Origin of the sequence: Prevotella sp. 20925_1_30 (assembly GCF_041433025.1) — a bacterium.
GTDB lineage: Bacteria > Bacteroidota > Bacteroidia > Bacteroidales > Bacteroidaceae > Prevotella > Prevotella vespertina.
Map to the genome: position 1 here is coordinate 17,120 of NZ_JAPWAR010000019.1, position 20,687 is coordinate 37,806.

At 42.9% G+C, this 20,687-nt stretch carries 17 protein-coding genes and 1 tRNA gene; 3 read left to right on the plus strand and 15 right to left on the minus strand.

The window, feature by feature from the left end:
• Nucleotides 1-1,389: a TFIIB-type zinc ribbon-containing protein gene (locus O3603_RS08805; RefSeq protein ID WP_371522267.1), complete on the plus strand. Its 1,389-nt coding sequence runs from the start codon at nt 1-3 to the stop codon at nt 1,387-1,389.
• A 23-nt stretch (nt 1,390-1,412) separates the two neighbouring features.
• On the plus strand, nt 1,413-2,189 hold the full coding sequence (locus O3603_RS08810) for a toxin-antitoxin system YwqK family antitoxin (RefSeq protein WP_371522269.1): 777 nt from the start codon (nt 1,413-1,415) through the stop codon (nt 2,187-2,189).
• Between the two features lie 166 nt (nt 2,190-2,355).
• Here O3603_RS08810 and O3603_RS08815 read toward each other — a convergent pair whose 3' ends face one another.
• The 14 genes from O3603_RS08815 to prmC all read right to left on the minus strand — a co-directional run bounded on the left by O3603_RS08815 (nt 2,356) and on the right by prmC (nt 18,371).
• Nucleotides 2,356-3,804 (minus strand): signal-peptide-containing protein, encoded by a 1,449-nt coding sequence (locus O3603_RS08815; RefSeq protein ID WP_371522271.1) that lies wholly within the window; start codon nt 3,802-3,804, stop codon nt 2,356-2,358.
• A gap of 132 nt (nt 3,805-3,936) precedes the next feature.
• A complete protein-coding gene (locus O3603_RS08820; protein WP_371522273.1) occupies nt 3,937-5,172 on the minus strand; it encodes a SusF/SusE family outer membrane protein in 1,236 nt (411 codons plus the stop codon).
• A 30-nt stretch (nt 5,173-5,202) separates the two neighbouring features.
• Nucleotides 5,203-6,948 carry a RagB/SusD family nutrient uptake outer membrane protein gene (locus O3603_RS08825; protein ID WP_371522275.1) on the minus strand — a complete coding sequence of 582 codons (1,746 nt, stop codon included), beginning with the start codon at nt 6,946-6,948 and terminating at the stop codon, nt 5,203-5,205.
• Between the two features lie 34 nt (nt 6,949-6,982).
• On the minus strand, nt 6,983-9,970 hold the full coding sequence (locus O3603_RS08830) for a SusC/RagA family TonB-linked outer membrane protein (protein ID WP_371522277.1): 2,988 nt from the start codon (nt 9,968-9,970) through the stop codon (nt 6,983-6,985).
• A gap of 739 nt (nt 9,971-10,709) precedes the next feature.
• Nucleotides 10,710-11,408 carry a DUF4919 domain-containing protein gene (locus O3603_RS08835; protein WP_371522279.1) on the minus strand — a complete coding sequence of 233 codons (699 nt, stop codon included), beginning with the start codon at nt 11,406-11,408 and terminating at the stop codon, nt 10,710-10,712.
• A gap of 16 nt (nt 11,409-11,424) precedes the next feature.
• Complete coding sequence (locus tag O3603_RS08840) at nt 11,425-12,966, minus strand: YifB family Mg chelatase-like AAA ATPase (protein ID WP_311453938.1); 1,542 nt, start codon at nt 12,964-12,966, stop codon at nt 11,425-11,427.
• Nucleotides 12,967-12,977: 11 nt separating this feature from the next.
• The gene (locus O3603_RS08845; protein WP_371522281.1) at nt 12,978-13,973 is read right to left on the minus strand and encodes a DUF4369 domain-containing protein; all 996 of its coding nucleotides are present in this window, start codon (nt 13,971-13,973) and stop codon (nt 12,978-12,980) included.
• A 17-nt stretch (nt 13,974-13,990) separates the two neighbouring features.
• A tRNA-Leu gene (locus O3603_RS08850) sits at nt 13,991-14,076 on the minus strand.
• 435 nt (nt 14,077-14,511) lie between these two features.
• Complete coding sequence (locus O3603_RS08855; RefSeq protein WP_288954299.1) at nt 14,512-15,096, minus strand: hypothetical protein; 585 nt, start codon at nt 15,094-15,096, stop codon at nt 14,512-14,514.
• 10 nt (nt 15,097-15,106) lie between these two features.
• Nucleotides 15,107-15,556 carry an SRPBCC domain-containing protein gene (locus O3603_RS08860; protein ID WP_288954297.1) on the minus strand — a complete coding sequence of 150 codons (450 nt, stop codon included), beginning with the start codon at nt 15,554-15,556 and terminating at the stop codon, nt 15,107-15,109.
• A 22-nt stretch (nt 15,557-15,578) separates the two neighbouring features.
• Nucleotides 15,579-16,214: an orotate phosphoribosyltransferase gene (gene pyrE / locus O3603_RS08865; RefSeq protein WP_288954295.1), complete on the minus strand. Its 636-nt coding sequence runs from the start codon at nt 16,212-16,214 to the stop codon at nt 15,579-15,581.
• A gap of 86 nt (nt 16,215-16,300) precedes the next feature.
• Nucleotides 16,301-17,008, minus strand: a complete 708-nt coding sequence (locus tag O3603_RS08870; RefSeq protein ID WP_371522284.1) for a ComF family protein — start codon at nt 17,006-17,008, stop codon at nt 16,301-16,303.
• The gene (locus O3603_RS08875) at nt 17,005-17,511 is read right to left on the minus strand and encodes a regulatory protein RecX (RefSeq protein WP_371522286.1); all 507 of its coding nucleotides are present in this window, start codon (nt 17,509-17,511) and stop codon (nt 17,005-17,007) included. Before O3603_RS08875 ends, O3603_RS08870 begins: the two co-directional genes overlap by 4 nt.
• A complete protein-coding gene (gene prmC, locus O3603_RS08880) occupies nt 17,508-18,371 on the minus strand; it encodes a peptide chain release factor N(5)-glutamine methyltransferase (RefSeq protein WP_371522288.1) in 864 nt (287 codons plus the stop codon). Before prmC ends, O3603_RS08875 begins: the two co-directional genes overlap by 4 nt.
• A gap of 27 nt (nt 18,372-18,398) precedes the next feature.
• Between prmC and ribD the strand changes: the two genes are divergently transcribed.
• Nucleotides 18,399-19,379 (plus strand): bifunctional diaminohydroxyphosphoribosylaminopyrimidine deaminase/5-amino-6-(5-phosphoribosylamino)uracil reductase RibD, encoded by a 981-nt coding sequence (gene ribD / locus O3603_RS08885; protein ID WP_371522305.1) that lies wholly within the window; start codon nt 18,399-18,401, stop codon nt 19,377-19,379.
• Between the two features lie 4 nt (nt 19,380-19,383).
• Here ribD and O3603_RS08890 read toward each other — a convergent pair whose 3' ends face one another.
• On the minus strand, nt 19,384-20,673 hold the full coding sequence (locus O3603_RS08890; RefSeq protein WP_371522290.1) for a serine dehydratase subunit alpha family protein: 1,290 nt from the start codon (nt 20,671-20,673) through the stop codon (nt 19,384-19,386).
• Nucleotides 20,674-20,687 lie beyond the last annotated feature (14 nt).

Consider the following 20,687-nt stretch of genomic DNA (forward strand, 5'->3'; position numbering starts at 1 on the left):
ATGTCAACAAAGATAAGACCCATAAAGTGCCCGAATTGTGGCAGTGAGAAGCATATTCAGTTGGATGAAAAGCGTTATCGCTGTAAAAACTGCGGTACAGAATACTTCCTAGATGATGACGACATAAATATTAATGTTAAGCATCAATTTGATTATGGAGGCTACACACGCACCAAAGGAGACGCAGACATCTCCACTAGCAATGTGGTAAAAGTATTCGCTATCATCGGTGGTTCTTTATTCTTTCTATTCATGTTATTGTTCTTCAGCATAGACTCTTCCAAGCCAAGCGCTAGTTATAAAGACTCTATCAGCGTAGATGATTCATATAAAGCCATTGTCCCAGTAAAGTATAACGGACGTGTTTGTTTCTTCTATTTAACCGACCGTAGTTTCAGTAACTGGTATTCTGACGACGAGACACCACCATCAGGTTACTATTATGGATTCGTCGATCCAGATAGTGGGAAGGTGTTTGCTGACAAACTTTTCATCAGTGATGACGATGCAAGGAAGGTTGGTATGACAGCTTTCCACATGCTTCAGATACAACATCTGAACCAAGCCAAGAAGTGGTATATCACGATTCCTAGCCAGTTTATACTTGAGATAGACCCACAGACACTCACGCTAAAGGATGTCTCAAAGACTATCTTCGCCAAGAAGAAAGCGATGTCAAGTGGTATCTCATCAGTAGAATTTATCTCTGATACCTACGAAGACCACGCAAGTACGGCGGGCGTAGGTGAAGGGTTCAAGGTCACCAACAATTTGGCAGAAACCTATTATTATTTCCCAGCTACAGACCGTCTTTATACGAAGGACGCCTATGAATTCGCCCAGCAACTACCCACTTCTGAGCTTAATGGTGAGGTTAAGGATAGTGTGTTCTATATTTTAGATCGTAAGGAAGCAAGCGAATCCTCTAGCCAAAAGAGCCTCAACCGCTTATGGAGAATACGCTTCATGTATCACTTAGGAGACCCTCAAGACGCAGGTTACTTCCTGTATGGTGTGACTGATTCTCCACGTGGTGACAAGCGAATGATTAGTCACAACGCAATAACAGATTGGTTTACCGGCTTCAATTCAAAGATTGATTACCAAGACTCGAAGTATATCCTTATAGAGTATAATGCTAGTATCTCGGAGGATGCACCAACGATTCTTCAGCTGAGAAACACTAATGGCGTTATACTTTGGACACACGCTTTTGAGCTCCCACTGAAGATTCAGGGCATCATACGAGATAATCAAAAGATATGGTTCAGAGCAACCAAGGATAACGATCATACTGAAGACGAAGACTATATAGCGAGCCTTACCTTAAAGGAAGGTTATCTGAAATACGAATATAAGTTTACTACTAAACACAAGGTTCCAAAGTAATAAGTATTAAACACGAATATAATATGATAAAGATAAAATTACTTCTGCTCTCTCTAATCGCACTACCTTTAGCAAGTAACGCACAGGTACAGAAGATAGTAGAGTCTTATGACAACGGACAGATAAAGTCGATTACATATGAAAATAAGGAGACGGGTCTACTAGAAGGGCATTGTGTTAGTTATATGGAAGATGGTCGCTTATTCATGGAAGAAGACTATAAGGACGGTCTAAGGGATGGGCTGGTGAAGTATTACGATGCATTTGGTAACATCGAAAGCATTGTGAGTTACAGCAAAGGGAAGAAGCAGGGTAAGCTCATCAAGTACCAAAAGATGAATCGTCCCAGTGCAAATCCTTATCTTGACTACATTGAGAACTACGAGAATGGACTACTACAGGGAATGACTTACGTGTACGATGATACTGGGCAAAAGATTATCGAACACGCACGTTACGATGATGGTCTATGTGTCGAAGATACTGTATATCTCCCTAAAGGTACGTTCTATGCGTATCGGACGAAAGGACCTGATGGTACTTATGTTGGTGGTGAACTGAAGAGCAGAATAGTACCCAACAAGAAGAATGCGGCTATTCATCAACCTACGAGGAAGGCTCCCGTTAGACAACGCCCAACAGCACCGAGACCTGTTAAGGCTAAACCCGCTCCACAACGCAAGCCCACTCCTGCCACTAAGCCCAATCCTCAACCACAGCCTAAGCCTCAACCACAACCTAAGCCAACGCCTAAGCCACGCTTAAAGGTAGGTAAGGATGGAACAATAGAGATGGGTTAGCATATATCATAAGGTGATGAAGGCACACGGCTAACCTATCTACTTTACGGAAGAAACCTATTCTATTACGAATAGGTCATAAAGAAATCGAACCAGCTGGATACGTCCAACTGGTTCGATTCTTATAATAACTCTGTCCCAATGAGGGGACAGCAGTTGTCATTACTTACTTTGTCAGCTTGATTATCTTACAACCATGTGCTGGGATAACAGCCTCAATCTTATCGGTTACCTCGCCCTCGTCAGCATGCTTCCAAAGGTCACGCACTTTATAAGTTCCTGATAGTCCTAACTTAGACAATTCTACAGAACGTGTTGCAGCAGCTGTCTCACGATTGAAGAGACCTACAACGTAAGAGCCGTCCTTCATCTGTCCATACCATACCTCACCATCTGTATTCCACAGATTACGTGCTAGTGGCTTACCTACGAATCCGTCCTTATTCAATGCAAGTAGCTCGTCATTCTGGAAGAACTTGAGGTCATCACCTGTTGGTAAGTCGGTGATTGAGATAGGACCGCCTGCCATCAAAGGAAGAGAGATAACAGACATCTTCTCATTGTCATCAGCGTAACTTCCAATACGGATAAAGTCACCATCAAGACGTATCTTCTTACGACCAGAGATCTTTGACCAGTTGATAAAACCATCAAATGCGTTCTCTGAATTAGGCCACCCACCACGCAGGCTACCACGGTTGTTATCTGAGAAACGATACCAACTACCTTCAAGTGCATCGGCATCAATACGTACCATGTTACCAGCGTACTTTTCAATGATAGCGTCATTGCGCAAGTGTGGCATTACAAGAGAAACATACACACCATACTTCTGTGCATATTTGTTGATCCATTGCATACCCTTCACGTAACGCTCACGACCAAAGCCTTTATCGATAACATCGGTATAATTCATTCCATCTTCATACCAAGAGAGGAAGTCCATACGCACGAATTTCACGCCTAAGTCAGCATAGTGTTTGAAGAAACCTTCAAAGAACTGTTCGGCACCTGGGTGGTCAGTCATTACCCAACCGAACTGCTCTTTAGCCGTAGGATACTTCACATCCTTGTCCTTTGCAGGGTCATAACCAAGACTGCTCACGGTAATAGAGTCTGTTCCTGGGATGATAGCATTAGGGTTAGAATAGTGTAACCAGAATGGACTGTCATACACACCTAACTTCAGACCCTTCGCTTTCAGCTTTGCAACGATAGTAGTCAAAGGTATCTCTGGAGAACCTTCATCCTTTGTAGAGTGACTGTAACGTGTCATGTAACCATCATCACCGCCCATGGCAGCGAAGCCATCAGTAACAAGCATATCATAGCCATGTGACTTGAGGTTAGTGACTACATAATCGATTGTCTCATCCCAGTCGTTCTCTGTGAAGATATTTGGGAATGAGCCTGCCTTTTCCTGTGCTCGGAGGTTACCATATACACTCCAATAAAGAGGAGCATAATCCATACCTTCCTTTTCTGCAACAGGTGTAAGGCCAACAGTAGGGTCCTGCTTATCGACACTCAAGTCGCTGGTGACATCCCACTCATTACTATTACAACTGGATAGCAAAGCTGCGAATGCTAAACTTGCAAATATATATTTCTTCATTGTTGTTTATTCTGTCATAAGTAGTTATTAAATGGTAGCTGCAAGAGTCGACATTTGTCGTATCTCTATTTACACTCTTGTATCAGGAGTGTAAGCCTATAATCTTGCTGCTACCTTATTATATTAGTGGAGTTATACACCTAAGTACTCTGCCTTAAACTTCTTATTCTTTAAGTCGAGTGTCAACTTATACTTACCAGCCTTGGTCACCTTCCACTTCTTGTCGCCATAGCTCTTCTCTGTACCATACACAAGTGCATCGTTAGCAACGCCCTGCGCATTTACTTCCGTATTCTCTGCAGGCGCAAAGAAGTAGGGCTTTTCGTCAGAGAAGCCAGTTTTATCAAGCATAAACTTCATCTCACCCTCTGCCAACTGAACCTCAACAGAGAAGATATGATCGCCTGACTTCGTGAAAGCAACACCATTATCAGTTACCCAACCAGCAGGAGTTGCGCTACCAATCATATAGACGTTTTCAGTGTCCCAAGGTGATGGTGCAGCTGGAGCAGGTGCATCAGCAACAAACTTCGTTACCTTAATCTCGTGCTTTGTGAGGTCGAATACTATCGTATAAGTACCAGCTTCCGTTACCTTCCACTTATTGTCATCACCACCAACAACCATACCTTGCTTTGCTGGTCCATCATGGTTGAACTCACAATCGGCTACAGGTGCTTGAATCATGTTGTTCCATCCATCTGATTTATCGAATGACAATTTGAACTCACCCACGTTGAGATGACCCTCATAAGTGAATTGTAATAGGCTAGTAGAAGTCTTAGCAAACTTAGCAGTGCCAGCTTGCACCTTAGCCTTCAAACCACCGATATCCCAGCCATAAGGCGTTGCATTACCTATGAATGACAACCACTCTGTCTCGATAGGAACGATTGGACCAGCTGGCTCTTCGCCCTCATAAGTAACCGTGAGCTTACGTGTACGGAGGTCGACAGCGAAGGTATAAATACCCGTCTTTGTCACCTTCCACTTATTATCGGCACCACCTTTGCGAATATCAATCGCATCGCTGGCAACGCCCTTATCATTGATTTCAGTATCAGCAGCAGGTGCGTAAACAAATGTGGCACCCCAATCACCCTTAGAGAGTGGCAACTTAATCTCGCCCGTCTTTAGTTTACCATGATAAGTGAAAAGGTACTTATTATTCTCATCACGTGTCATCTCGTATGGATTGTCAATGATCCACCCAGCAGGGGTAGCATCACCCACCATATAGAGATGGTCAACCTTCAATGGAAGCTCTTCTGTGATGACCACGATATCCTTATCATCATGACATGATTGGAAGGTTATTGGCGCTAGAAGAGCCAATAGAGCCATACCATATTTTACTATTGATTTCATCTTACGAATAGGTTTTAATCATTTAATAAATTATTTACTATCATAGCCTGGGTTCTGCTTCATACCCTTGTGAGAATCCAAGATATCAGGATGGAATGGGAAGATTTCGGTGTGCTTATCAGCATCTGCCTCCTTATCCCACCATGCATCTTCAAACTTTCCGAAACGAATCAAGTCGATACGACGACGTCCCTCTGCGAAGAACTCACGTCCCCACTCTGCCAACATCTCCTTCATATCGAGGGTTGCTGTACCTTCTGGGGCATAGAGAACAGTGCTCCAATCTGAAGAAGGATAGTTACGCTTGCGAACCATATTCAATAGCTTGCCTGCTGTAGTAGCATCGCCCTTACGCAACTTGCACTCTGCTAGACTATAGATAATCTCTGGGAGGCGAATCTCACAGTAATCTGCCTCAAGTTGATGATCCTCTTCCGTATCTGGATAGAGAGGGTACTTAGCAAACATCCAACCAGAGTTGTCGTCACCATCCTCGAGTCTACTATCAGCCTTATTGAGCCACTTGCTACCATCAGTAGCACCGAACTTACCAACAGCGTCACGTATATCAAGAGCAAATCTACCATTGTGATCCTTCAAATACTGTGGGTGTCCGTCATCATCTATATAATGAATCTTACCGAAGATGAACATACCTTCACGTCGACCATTGTTTAAGTTCTTGTACATCTTTAGTCGAACATCTGATGGATACTTCTTGAACTGAGCGATAGGCATACCTAACTCGAAGTTATACTTCTCTCCCTTAGGGTTATAAGATGGTGAGGCAGAATACTTGATGTTGTGTGAACCTTCCTTGCACTTCGTATCCTTCAACCAGTCATTAGCCTTAGATGGAACTGACCACCAATACATATCACCCTTGTAATGCCAGTGTGTCTCGCCCTGAGAGCTTGGGAATGCGAAGATAACCTCATCACACTTGTCATTATCCCAATCGAAAGCAGCGTCCCAACGGTCAGCTACGGCGTATGTACCATACTTACCATCAAGGATGTCCTGTGCGTACTTCTCAGCATCAGCATAGCGGTCTTCACCAACATAAACCTTTGCATTCATGTACAAACGAACCAACAATGCAGCCGCACCAGCTTGTGTCCATTGACCTTCGAGACGATCGTTACCACCAAGTGAAGCCTTCTTTACTAACTCTGGAAGAGCATCTTTAATCTCTTTCTCTATAAAGTCAAAAATCTGACGTGGTGGTACTTGTTCCTGTGAGTTCTTTGATGTGTCTTTGAAACCAACTGAGTAATAAACGTTGCGGAACGCATCCAACAGACGAAGATAATACCATGCACGGAGAACGTGGTTCTGTGCGCGAAGGTTAGCGAACTCTGCTTCTGAAAAACCAAACTTTGACGCAGAGAGTGTATTAAGGTCTTCAATAACCTTATTAGCCTGTCCGATACCTTGATAGCAACCATTGAACTCAGACTGAGCCTCACCATTCTTGTTAATCCACTTATGGCGGTGCATACGAGCCCAACGACCACCATCATCCCACCAGTCTTCACGTGTAGGAGTAATCAATTGGTCGGCTGTTTCTTCATTCAATACATGGCGACTCTGGATACTCCAGAAGCCATGTTCGAATGGACGAAGTACTGCACGAATAACGTCATCCTTCGTATTATAATAGTTGCTTGATGCCACTTGGTCGTACAGTGTCTCACTAAGATCAGTACAACTTGAGGCTGTCATAAGAGCCGCAGGCACTGCTAACAATGCTGCGTATTTATATAACTTATTCATTGCTTTTCATTATCTAAATGATTGAACTATTGTTTTAGAAGTCAACTTGCAATCCTAACATGAACTGGCGTGTTGATGGATAGTATGTACGTGAACCCGTAGCACCTGGTGTCAAGCCATTCAACTGATAGGTAGAAGGGTCTACACCTGAGAACTTCGTAATCGTAAAGAGGTTGGTTGCTGTTGCATAGATACGAACAGAGCTAAGATACTTCTTCTTCATATCTAAGGTATAACCAAGACTTACAGAAGAGAGCTTCAAGTAGTCACCTGGCTCAAGGAAGTAGTCTGAGACGATAGGGTTCTGTGTTACTGCAAGGTTCTTACTGTATGCTTTATCCATTACATTACCTTGGAAGTTCTTAATACCATAATAGAAGTCATGGATATTGAAGATATCAAAGCCCAAAGCTGTCTGGAAGAACAATGAAGCATCTAAGTTCTTATAACGGAAACTATGTGTCATAGAACCCGTGAACTTTGGAAGACCATTGCCAACATACTGACGATCATCATCTGTAGCGTTGTCTGCTAAGACCTTATCACCATCCTTGTCATATACAATCCACTTACCATCAGGAGTGATACCAGCATACTTCCACATATAGAAGCTACCGATACGGCGTCCCTTCTCAATACGCTGTAATGTATGGAATGGGTATGGATCCTGTGTATCAACCATGTAATAGAAGTCCTGACCAACAAACTTACTATTGCTGAACTTAACGAACTCATTACCCATTGTTGCTCCTACAACATTGAGTGTATAGGTGAAGTCCTTCTTCTTAATAGCATTCCAAGTTACATCAAACTCGAAACCAGTGTTACGCATAGTACCTACGTTCACGAAAGTAGTCGTAAACAAATAAGGTGGAACAGTCACATTATAATCACCCAAGAGGTCTTGCTGTGTACGATTGAAGTAGTTGAAAGAACCGAAGAGGTTACCATTGAACAACGCCCAATCAAGTCCGACGTTCCAGTTCTTACCCTTCTCCCAGTGCAAGTCATCGTTTGGATTCTTACCAGGACCCCATACTTGATAAGACTTACCATTATACATATAATAACCAAAGCCCTGCATTGTATCAAGTGACTTATATGAACCGAAGTCCTGATTACCTGTCACACCGAAGTCAGCACGGAGCTTCAAGTCGGTCAACCAGCTCTTTGTTCCTGCCATAAAGGCCTCGTCAGAGATACGCCAACCAGCAGACACAGCTGGGAAGTTACCCCACTTATAATGCTCACCGAACTTTGTTGAACCCTCATGACGCAAAGAAGCTGTCAACATATAACGTCCCTTCCAGTCATAGCTTACACGTCCGAAGAATGCAATCAGCTTGTAACCATTCTTATAAGAACCCATACCAAGCTCGTCCTTCTTCTTCATGAACTTACCTGTTCCTAAGTTGTTGTCCTCAAGAGCATCGTTAGGGAAGTCCTTGTTCTCAGCATTGAAGCCAGAGTACAGTGCCTCTTGATAAGAGTAACCAAACATAGCCTTAAGGTTGTGATTACCAAAAGAGTTGCTATAGTTGTTAATCCACTCCAAGCTATGGAGAGACTCCTTGCCATAACTCTGTGATGCTTCACCATCACGACCTGCATTAATAGTGCGGGTGTTGGTTGATGGGCTAAACCACTGGTTATAGTTATCATACTGATGGTCAGCGAATGTCAACTGTGTAGTCAACACCTGCTTTCCAGGATTGGTCAATAACAATGGGAAGAGATTCAACTTAACGGTACCATCCCAGTCAATCAACTTTGTTGTACCAGTATCTTTACGTCTCTTCTCCTGCTCAATAGGGTTCCACTCAGCAGGCTGTCCCTTAAAGTTATAGTACAGCGCAGGGTTCTGTGGATCCCAGATAGGAGTAGTTGGGTTAGCCTCTAAGGCATTACGGAACACATCCCAAGTTGCGTTCTTACGATAGGCAACACGTGGAGCAATATTCAAACCGAAGGTTATCAAACCGTTGTTGGTTGTATGGTTCAAGCTGATACGAGCACCATACTCCTGACGACCAGAGTACTTATCAATACCCTTTGCATCACGATAGTCTACCGATGCACGGTAATTAGACTTGATATTACCACCACTAAGCGTCAATGTATGAACAGTGCGAACACCTACTCGGCTCACTTCCTTCATCCAGTCTGTTGAACCACCAAGGTCATAACCAGTACCAGAAGCCAATCGGTTGGCACGATACTCATCAGGTGAGAGCATATCAAGATCCTTCTTAATGACATCTAAAGCGATAGATCCATTATAAGAGGTGTGCAAGTTTCCGTCGCGTGCTCCCTTCTTTGTCGTTACGAGAATAACACCGTTAGAACCACGAGTACCGTAGATTGCTGATGCAGCACCATCCTTCAAGACATCATAACTCTCAATGTCATTAGGATTGAGGTTGGTTAAGTTACCACCAGGTACACCATCGATGACAATCAATGGACCAAGTCCTGCAGCACGAGATGAGACACCACGCACCTGGATACTTGCCTGATTGTTAGGGTCACCAGCACCAGTATTGGTAATACTAACACCAGCTACCTTACCTTGAATCATCATAGATGGGTCTACACTTGCTACCTGTGTGAAGTTCTTAGAAGATACGTGAGACACAGCAGAAGTAAGTTCCTTCTTGTCCATTGTACCATATCCGACAACTACAACCTCATCCAAATTAGCTGCATCTTCCTGTAACTTTACATTGAAATCGGACTTCCCTGCAACAGGAATCTCCTGTGTCTTGTAGCCGATGTAAGTTACTCGAATACGAGATTTAGCACTTGTAACAGGCAAAGTGAAGTGACCATCAATGTCTGTTACTACACCATTCTTGGTTCCTTCCTCCATAATGGTAGCACCTATAATAGGCTCTCCATTCTGGTCAGTTACGGAACCCTTTACATTGAAATTTTGAGCAGCTACGTCCAACGTACAGGCTAGTCCCACCGCAAGGGTAAGTACTTTGCGCCATGAACTGTTCTCTGTTTGCAATGGCTTCATGATTGTTCTTTTGTTTTGATTTATGTTTTTAATACTTCTATCTACGCTCTTCTATGAGACAATGTCCCTATAGGAAAGTATGTGCAAAGATAACAAAAAAAAAGCCTTTAATATACTTAAATAAAGGTAGTCAAGCAAATGTACAAACAATATTAATTGATTATCAACAACTTAGAACATACTTCATACAACAAAATACAACGTTAGTTATAAGCCTTGATACTAAATGATAAGTATCATAGAGTACTATTAATTAACATTTAAATGATGCCTTTATCTTACAGAATCAATAATATTTATGAGGAAATTGGATAATGAGTTGCTATCCTACTAGTAGGTTATAAACATAAAATCAAACAACCTTTTACCATAAGAAAAACCGATGAAATGGGCTAAAATTGCACCAACTTTACCATAACAGGAGAGTTAAATCAATGTAACAAGTAGATAAATAAGGTCAGAGAGAAGCCCTCTGTATAGTGAAACCAAAACCTTTGACAATAAGAAGAGAGAATTAACTAAAATGGAGACTAGGGATATTTGCGAGAAAAATTAGTCTATTTTTCTTTATAAAACAAACTAATCTTTAAATAAAAATAGACTATTTTTAGTTTCAAGAGGATACCTCGACAAATACATCTACCTACATATAATGACGAAAGAGATGCTTATCTGGCAGATTAGAAGTATTCTTCTAAGAAACAGAAAGCCTGTTTTTATCCTATAACAATAACCTCGTTTATTTCCTACTAAAGCCCTTCTGCTCAAGTTCAAGACATCTAGTAATATCAAAATAAACGTTTTTCTCTTTATAAAATTCGTTTGACTCTCCCAAAGATATGCGATCTGTATCGCCCAAAAAGGCTTGCCCTTTTATATTGGAAATCTTTAGATAATAACGAATAAAGTTGTATTCATCGGCAACGCAGGTAACAGCAAAGGGATGAATCTTACTTCCGTCACCAGTCATAGCAATGGTATTTAAAATCAGCTCAGTGCGTAGAAGGGTCTTCTTAACATCTTCCTCAACACTCCATGACCTATCAGGATGATTGTTAGCGAGGTCTGAATAATAACTTAACTTACCTAGTAAAGCATCCAAACTCAATGGGTTTACCTTCAATATAGAGTCTGCCAATTCACTAACAACTTCCATCTTGCGACAACGAAGAGAGTCTTTCATATCCCTACAAACGTTCATTTCCTCACCACAACTGATGTACGATTGACCAAAGAAAGCCAAGATACGATCCTGACTTGTCATTGTCGAATCCATACGCAACAATGCCATACGCTCTACCAAAGTCTTCACTCTCTGCGGATTATGCTCTACTTCCGTCCGAATATAGTCCCAATCAACGGGGCTAATAGGTCGTTCTGTCTGTGCAACTATCATAAGATTAACTGAAAGAAACAATAAAATAAGTATTTTCTTCATCTCCATTTACTTTTACTCAACGCTCTGCCCAATCACTTCTATCTAAGTTTCTATAACCTATCGCCTCGGCTATGTGCTGTGAAAGGACAGCCTCAGAACCATCTAAGTCGGCTATCGAACGAGCCACTTTCAGTATTCTGTTGTAAGCACGAGCCGACAGTTTCAACCGCTCCATAGCATTCCGAAGCAACTCCATAGAGGCTTTGTCTGGTTCAGCAAACGTGTGGATGAGCCGCTCGGACATCTGTGCATTACAATGAACATTGCGGTATTCACGGAAACGCTCCGTCTGTATGGCTCGCGCTCGGATAACTCTTTCACGAATAACAGCACTCGATTCGCCCGCAGCTGCTTGTGAGATGTCTTTGAAAGGGAGCGGAGCTATCTCGCATTGGATGTCAATTCGATCCATGAGAGGTCCTGATATCTTCGCAAGATACTTCTGTATCTGCCCCGGAGTACACACACAATGATGCGTAGGATCGGCAAAGTAGCCACAAGGACAGGGATTCATACTCGCCACAAACATAAAGCTACAAGGGTAAGTGACCGTGTATTTGGCACGAGAAATCGTTATATGACGATCCTCCAAAGGCTGTCGAAGCACTTCTAAGGTATGTTTATTGAACTCAGGAAGCTCATCGCAGAAGAGCACACCATTATGTGCTAAGGTGATTTCACCCGGCATTGGATTGGCTCCCCCACCAACGAGTGCAACCTCAGAGATGGTGTGGTGCGGACTTCGGAAGGGTCGCTGCGTAATTAATCCAGCGTCCCGACCTAACTTCCCAGCGATGGAGTGTATCTGAGTTGTCTCTAAGCTCTCTGCAAGGGATAGCGGAGGAAGGATGGAGGGAAGCCTCTTTGCCATCATACTCTTACCACTTCCGGGTGGTCCAACCATAATGAGATTGTGCCCACCAGCGGCTGCTACCTCCAAAGCACGCTTCACATTCTCTTGTCCTCGGACGTCAGCAAAGTCAAGATCGAAGGCATATTGATGTTCATAAAACTCTTTTCTCGTATCGACATAACAAGGTTCTGGATTGGTTGTACCATTCAGGAAGTCAATAACTTGCAATATGTTCTCCATGCCATAGACCTCCAATGTATCCACAACAGCCGCTTCGTGCTCGTTAGCTTTCGGCACAATAATACCTTGGAACTTATCTGCTCGTGCCTTAATAGCAATCGGTAGCACTCCTTTCACGGGTTGCAACGTACCATCAAGACTTAATTCCCCCACCAGCATAAAGGCTTTCAAGCGGTCATTACTCATCTTGTCATTGGCGGCAAGGATGGCTATTGCCAATGGAAGATCAAAGCTGGAACCCTCCTTCTTGAGGTCAGCTGGCGCAAGATTAGCCGTGATGTCGGCTACAGGAAACTTATATCCAGTATTGAGAAGGGCTGCTGCAATACGGTCATGACTCTCCTTTACCGCGGCATCAGCAAGTCCGGTAAGATGAAACAAGACGCCTCGCGTAATGCTTACTTCGACTGTCACGGTGGTAACTTCCATTCCGTTAACAGCTGCACAGAATGTTTTTACAAGCACGTTAGTAGTTTTTATTCAACGCCATAACGCTGACGTATGGTATTGGCAGTAATGTTTCTCTCTGTTACTTTACCATTGCGTATGACGATATTATCAGGTATCATAGTCAGTCCGAACGTCTTTAACAATGGTGAACTCAGCATTTTTCCATCACAGACGTTGGGGAATTGGATGTCATCACGTACCAGTGATTGACGCACCTCCTTAGGGTTTGCATCCACACAAATGCTTAATGCGGCTATTTTACCAGCCTTTACAGCATCGTTCAAGGCTCGTTGTATATCCAAACTTTCATAACTCCACGTTGCCCAAACATTGATGATTGCAACGTTCTTATTGCTATACATTGCATCATTCACAGCCTTTCCGTTTACGTCTTTGGCTGTAAAATGAGGCAACTTACGCCCTATCTCCACATTACCCAAGTCCTTTATTTGTCGGTTAAGACGACTCAAAGTTGTGTTCTCGGGCTGTTCCTTTATCAAAAGAGGGAGCAGTTGGGCTGCCAACTTATAGTCGGGAGATTCTGTTTGAATAAGATATCGGTTTAATAAATATGCGCTCACAGGCGACTCGGGATGGTCTTTAATAAACTGAATAGCATATTTAAGTTCTTGAGGAGGAGCCACACTCGCAATCTGCTTACGGAACTTTGTCATCAATTCATTCGCATCGGTACCCTCCACCTCCATCTCTTTAAGGTGCGACGCATCGGCTTTCACCTCTACAGCCTCACCTGACTCTGCGAAGATAGGTTGCGTTGAGTAATTGGGAAAGACTATAATAAGTGTGGCAGACTTATTACATGGTCTCTCATACGAAAAGCGCCTAGTTTCCACCTTGATAGTATCCAATCCACTGATACCACCATCTGGACTATATACATAAAGTTCGCCTTGATTCATGTGCAAGAAGCGCCCCTCCATCTTGAAGTAACCACTGCGAGTACCACAAGAGACCAACAGTAAGGAGAGTAAAAACATATAAACTATTCGCTTCATGCGCATAGAGATTTAAGAAGAAGTGCCGCGAGCGGGACTCGAACCCGCACAGCCATTACTGGCCAAGGGATTTTAAGTCCCTCGTGTCTACCAATTCCACCATTGCGGCAAACCGTTTGCAAAGATAAGGCTAAATCTCCGAACTGACAAAAGATTTGCTTGTTTTTTTGATTAGAAAAGCTCATTTTGACTCCAGATATAAGCTAATTGAGACCTAAATAAGCTATGAAGAACATTTGAAATAGCACAATCTCATTTGCAACAGACAAAAGAGTGCAAAGAAGGAAAGCCCTTCCTTGCATTAAAGAGGGCGTTTTGTTGCTATGAGAAGAGCCTCTCTTCCAATAGAAGAAAGGCTCTTCTTGACTTCAACAACAATCTACATTAATTGAAGATAAGGTTCTTACCCCTACTTGATACTATTCAATTCAGAACATAGAAACCTACAACTAACCTCATCTTCCAATGTTACTCTATCGTTTATAGAGGTTATTAAGAACATATTTCCTTATGATTTTCTATCTAAAACGCACTTTCTTCCAACTCAACTAACGCCTAATACGCCAAAAGGACCAGTACTATTAGCACGATAACGGGTTAGTTTTTTACCCGACCCACCGCTGACTATATTGCCACCAGTATTGAGATTGTATTTGCGATGACAGTGGTTACAAGTGGCAATACCCGTGTTATTGATTGTCAACTCATAGTTCCGTAGGGGCAACTCACGCAAGTCAAAGCAATTAGGACATTGCAAGTCATAGGCAAAGAAGAGGGCTGGGTTGTCTAGATTCCCATAACCAACTATGAGTCCATTGTTCATCCCGACATGCTTCCAAGACTCTAGTCTAAGGTCGATACCATCAAACCATACGGGGGCAGAGGAGCGTAATCCTTGGTTGTTCTCGAACTGAAAACAATACCTCCCACTCGTGTAGGACGACTTGATGATACAAAAGACTCCAGGTGAAAGAGCATTCATTGCTGTTGCAAGAATTGGGTCTCTATGCGTGTCGTTATTAAATGTAAAGTAAGGATGATAGTTGCTGTATTCATAATCGAAATTGTCTCCACAAGATGAGAAAGACAATAAGATCATGAACACAACACACTTTAGAATTTCTTTCATAGGCTTTCCTTTATTCAAAAGGAATCATTGCCAACGCATCAGCAATCTTCTCTATACCCTCTTGCAAAGGCTTTGATACCATCGACTTAGCAAAGAATGGGATGTCTGCATCAATGGTTAATTTCATCTTAGAAGACGCCTCTGTTACAGGTAATATTTGTATCCAGAAGTTAAAAGAGAAGGGCGAGTTGTCACTCTCAAACTTGATAGTCTTAGGCTCATCACGCTCTATGATACGCATCGAAACTTGCCCAACAGGATCAACCTTAATCGATAAGGAATCATGGTCGAAACTAAGGTTCTGGAGTTTATCCTTTACCTTATCCATATCTTCATTACCGATTGATTCGTCTGGAAGATGGTCCTTTAAACGTTGTATATTATTAAGATCACTCAACATAGCATACACGCTTTTCTGTGAGTGAGGAATCTGTTTTACACTGCTTTCAAACTTTGTCATTATGTTTATTGATTATGTTTTCTTAGTCTTTCTGCCAATTCGCAGGATCCTTGCGCCACTCATGTAACATAGAGACATCGGCTTCTTTGATGTAACCAGTTTCTAGAGCCGTCTCTACAACATGCTCATAATCGGTCAAGGTAACGAGTTTTACACCTGCTTCTTGGAATGCTTTCTCTGCGACGGGGAAGCCATAAGTATAAGAGGCAACCATACCAACGACTTCAAAACCAGCCTCTCTAAGAGCAGCAACAGCCTTTAAAGAAGAGCCACCAGTTGATATTAGGTCTTCAACAACAACCACCTTAGCACCAGCGGGAAGCTCTCCTTCAATCTGATTCTTCATTCCGTGGTCCTTTGGCTTTGGTCTTACATAAGCATAAGGCAATGCTAGTTCATCAGCAACAAGCATACCTTGCGCAATAGCTCCAGTCGCTACACCTGCAACAGCAGTAGCTTCTGGGAAGTTCTTCAGCACTGCATGCACTAGTTCTAACTTCACAAACGAACGCACATCATGGTATGATAGCGTCTTGCGGTTGTCACAATAGAAGGGAGACTTCCATCCACTAGCCCACGTAAAAGGGTCATTAGGTTGCAACTTGATCGCTTTGATCCCTAGTAACTTGCCTGCAAAGGCTTTCTTTAAATCGTTCATCTTGATAGTTTATGGTTATATTCTAAATGCAAACTTACACATTTTTTTGATATTAAAGGGCTAAAGGTAGGAAAAAGAATAGCTCTTTAATTGTTCTTGGCAAAGCCTAATGAGAGTACACTCAACTTCACGTTATCTCCTTTGAGTAGCTCTTGGGCAGCAGAAACAAGGGTTGCACCAGAGGTTATTATATCATCTATCAAAAGGATATGCTGCCCAGCTATACTGGAGGAGTCTGTTAATCGGAAGGCTTTCTCTACATTCTCATTGCGTTGCCAGTGGTCTTTTTGTGTCTGACTACCATGAAATGTAACACGTTGGAGAGCTTTTCCCAATATTGGAATACCTGTAACAGCGCTAATGCCACGTGCTATCTCCATACTTTGATTGTATCCTCTCTCGCGTAAACGTTGCTTAGTTAAAGGTACAGCAACGATAGCTGTGATTCCATCAAAGTATTGCTCAACGTTGAACTCATCTGCGATAAGGCGTCCCAAAGCCTCTCCTATCTCAGGATGATGCCCATATTTAAGCTTATAAATCAGTCGGCTCGTATCGGAATGAGGCTTATAAAAGAAGAAAGAAGCCCCTTTCTCTATTGGTATCAGCCCCCAAAACAAACGAACAAGCTCGTTATCATAGGGTGAATGGACATATCCTGTACGGGGAAGTCGTAGGTTACAAGCCCCGCAAAGTATCTCTTCTGACATGGACAAACGCTCTCCGCACACCGCACAAGCACGTGGGAAAAAGGTGTCTAAGAGTCTGGAAAGAAAGCTAATTGTCCTTTTCATTCTTCTATGAAGTCTACATCTCCATCGCTGTCAACCACTCCTTCATCAATACACCGCCGTATTAAATCTATCGTGAAGCCACGTCCCATGGCGAACTTAATCAGTTTCATCGAACGCTCGTAATCGCTTTCTGCCTTAATAGTGCGGTACTTATTAGCCATTAAGGGGCGTAAAACCTCTAAGTACTCGGCATCATCAACAGCATCCAAAACGCTTGATGCGATGTTACTATCCACTTTCTTCAACCAGAGAGCCTGCTCTATTTTACGTCTACCCCACCTATTGTAACGTATTTTATCATGTACAAAGAACTGCGTGTAACGCTCATCATCAACATACTTCAGGCTTATCAATTTCTCAAGTATGCGTGTTTGTGCTTCTTCGGAAAGCCCCCATTTGCGCATCTTCTCAATCATCTCACCCGAACAATGCTCTCCTTTTGCACAAAGATCGGCAAGCTTTTTCAAGGCTTGAGGCTCTAATATCGGTCGTTTCTGTATCATCCTCTCATCGCTTTAACGAACCTCTGTTTGCCAAACTGGTCTTCCTTCAGTTCAATCTGTTTATATCCTAGATTGCTTAACATGTCTTTCACCTTATATATATATAGTGGATTGGTCTCAAAATAGAGTTTCCCTTCATCACTCAAAGCCGTCACACCATATTCAGCAATAGCCCTATAAAACTTGATTGGGTCGTTATCAGGAACGAAGAGGGCTGTTTCTGGCTCATACTTCAGCACATTCTCCGCCATAGAAGAGCACTCTTTATCGCAGATATAAGGTGGGTTACTAACGATGATGTCCCACTTCTGTTCCTTAGCAGTAGCCGAAATCGATAAGATATCCTCCATCTGTAGCACCACAGAAGAGTCCCATCTATGTACATTGTCACGTGCTATCAGGAGCGCATCAGCCGATATGTCCCATGCAGTAACAGCCGAATTATACAGATCTAAAGCCAGTGTCACAGCGATACAACCACTACCTGTACCCACATCTAGCACTTGCAAGGGTACAGGAGGTTGCAGGGCGCAATACGGATGATTGTTATCTACTTCTATCCAATGGCACAACACTTCCGTTTCTGGGCGTGGTATCAATACACCAGGGGCAACTTTAAAGCTCCGACCACAGAATGTCTCCATGCCTAACACATACTGAACAGGCTCTGAAGAAGCAAGTCTTTGCATGATTTTATCGAGTTCCTCCGCTGCATCTCGGGATATTTCATTAACTTTGCCAGTATATATATCGGTTAAGGAAAGCCCAAACTTCACTTCCAAAACTAATCGAATGATAGCTTGTGCTTCGCCTTCTCCATATAAAGGAACAAGTCTGTGCCATAAATCTTGGTATGTCATAGATGCAAAGATATGAATTTTAATGATATGAAACAAGCCGATATTGACGAAAAATACATGCGTCGTTGTTTGCAATTAGCCTACAATGGGATGCTAAAAGCTAAACTCAACCCTATGGTGGGGGCTGTTATTGTAAGCAAAGAGGGCAGGATTATTGGTGAAGGTTACCATGTGCAATGTGGTAAGGGGCATGCTGAAGTGAATGCGTTTGCCTCTGTTAAGGAGGTTGACAACCACCTCTTACATAGTGCAACATTGTATGTTAGCCTCGAGCCATGCTCACATTATGGAAAAACACCACCTTGCGCCGACCTGATCATACGCAAGGGTGTACACCGAGTAGTGTGTGGTTGTATAGATCCCTTTGCTGAAGTGCATGGTAGAGGAGTTCAGAAACTACGTGACGCAGGCATTGAAGTGACTGTAGGAGTACTCGAGAAAGAGTGTTTGGAACTAAACAAACGCTTCATAACATACAACACGCACCATCGTCCCTACGTCATCTTGAAGTGGGCACAAACGATGGGTAATCCTGCATATATAGGTTATCTGCCAAGCAAAGATTACCATCCTTTGAATATATCAACGCCTTTCTCTAAGATGTTGGTGCATAAGTTAAGGGCGGAGAATGACGCTATTCTCGTTGGAAGAACTACTGACGACTTAGAGCATCCACAGCTTACTGTAAGGGAGTGGAGCGGTAAGAACCCCGAAAAGATAGTTCTTTCACAACAGAAATCAACCTCATCTGCACAATACCCAAGTCCCCAATCCGTCCTTGAACACCTATATCAAGAGAAGAAACAAAGCCTCATTGTAGAAGGTGGAGCAAGTACTTTACAGAGCTTTATAGATGCTGGTTTATGGGATGAGATACGTGTTGAGACTGGTTCCTTATTGGTTGATAAGGGTGTAAAAGCCCCTCAATTACCTCCGAATATACGCATAACTCGTATCGAACAATGGGATGGAAACAAGATTGTAACCTATCACCGAGAAGAGAGATAAGCCCTTAGTCACACTTATGAGTCATGATGTTCAACACCATATCATCGGTATTGCACATCGCTTCCTTGCCTATGCTTGTAAGGTTAAGGATAGACTTATCAACGTCATCATCGATGATTCCCTCCGCAGCTGTCACATGTTTACCTTCCATGGAGAGCGTTGCTGATAGTATCGCAGTGGATACTCCAGATGAAATCTTCAGTGAACAGCTAGGCTTCGCACCATCACATATCATCCCAGTAAGGTTTGCGATCATGTTTTTCACCGCATGGCAGACATTCACGTAATCACCTCCCATGAGGTAAGTAATGCCACAACTGGATCCAATACTTGCCACTACGCAACCGCAAAGGGCTGAGAGAGCACCCAAGCTCTGCTTTATATAGATGGCAGTTAGGTGACTTAATGCAAGCGCACGGACTAGTTCTTCACGCGTATTCTCGTTCTCCTTTGCAAAAACAGCTACTGGATTCGTTGCACAAATACCCTGGTTTCCAGAACCACTATTGCTCATCACGGGTATTAATGCACCTCCCATACGAGCATCACAGGCTGATGCTGTCTTTGAGATGATATGTGAATAGATACTGTTCCCGAATATTCCTCGACTCAAAGGACGGTCCATTATCTTCCCAAGACAGTGCCCGTAATTACCTTTCAAAGCCTCTGCTGCAGCACGAAGGTTATATCGCTTCGCTTCAAGAATGAACTCTATCTCCTCAACGGGAGTAGTTGTTGCAAACTCCCAGACTGTTCGTAAGTTCAGATCAACGCCTTTGCAAGCAGCAACAGAACCACTCGGACCACGCTTATCCATACATACTTTGCCATCGACACTCTCGTAAACAAAGTTCGTATGACTACATGAAATAATAGCAACCGATTGGTGTTCTCCTGCCTCACAAATCACTTCAATGTATAGTTTCTCGGTGATTCCTTCCTTCAACTTAATGTCTATTCGATTCTCACCAATAAACTTCTTACCTTCTTCCAAGCCCTTTGGAGTAAGCTCCTTAATAACTTCTAATTGGTATTCGGACTTCCCTATCAATGCTCCCAAGGCAATAGCAATAGGCAAGCCTATCATCCCTGTACCAGGAATACCCACTCCCATGGCATTCTTAAGGATATTCGCAGAAAGCAACACACGCACTTTCTCGGGTTTAGAACCTAGTAATTCGGCGGCACGAGCGACGCATAATGCCACAGCCATAGGCTCTGTACAGCCCACAGCAGGTACCACTTGATGATGTATCAAGCTGATAATTTGTTCTCTAATGTTTGTTTCTAGCATAATGATTTATATCG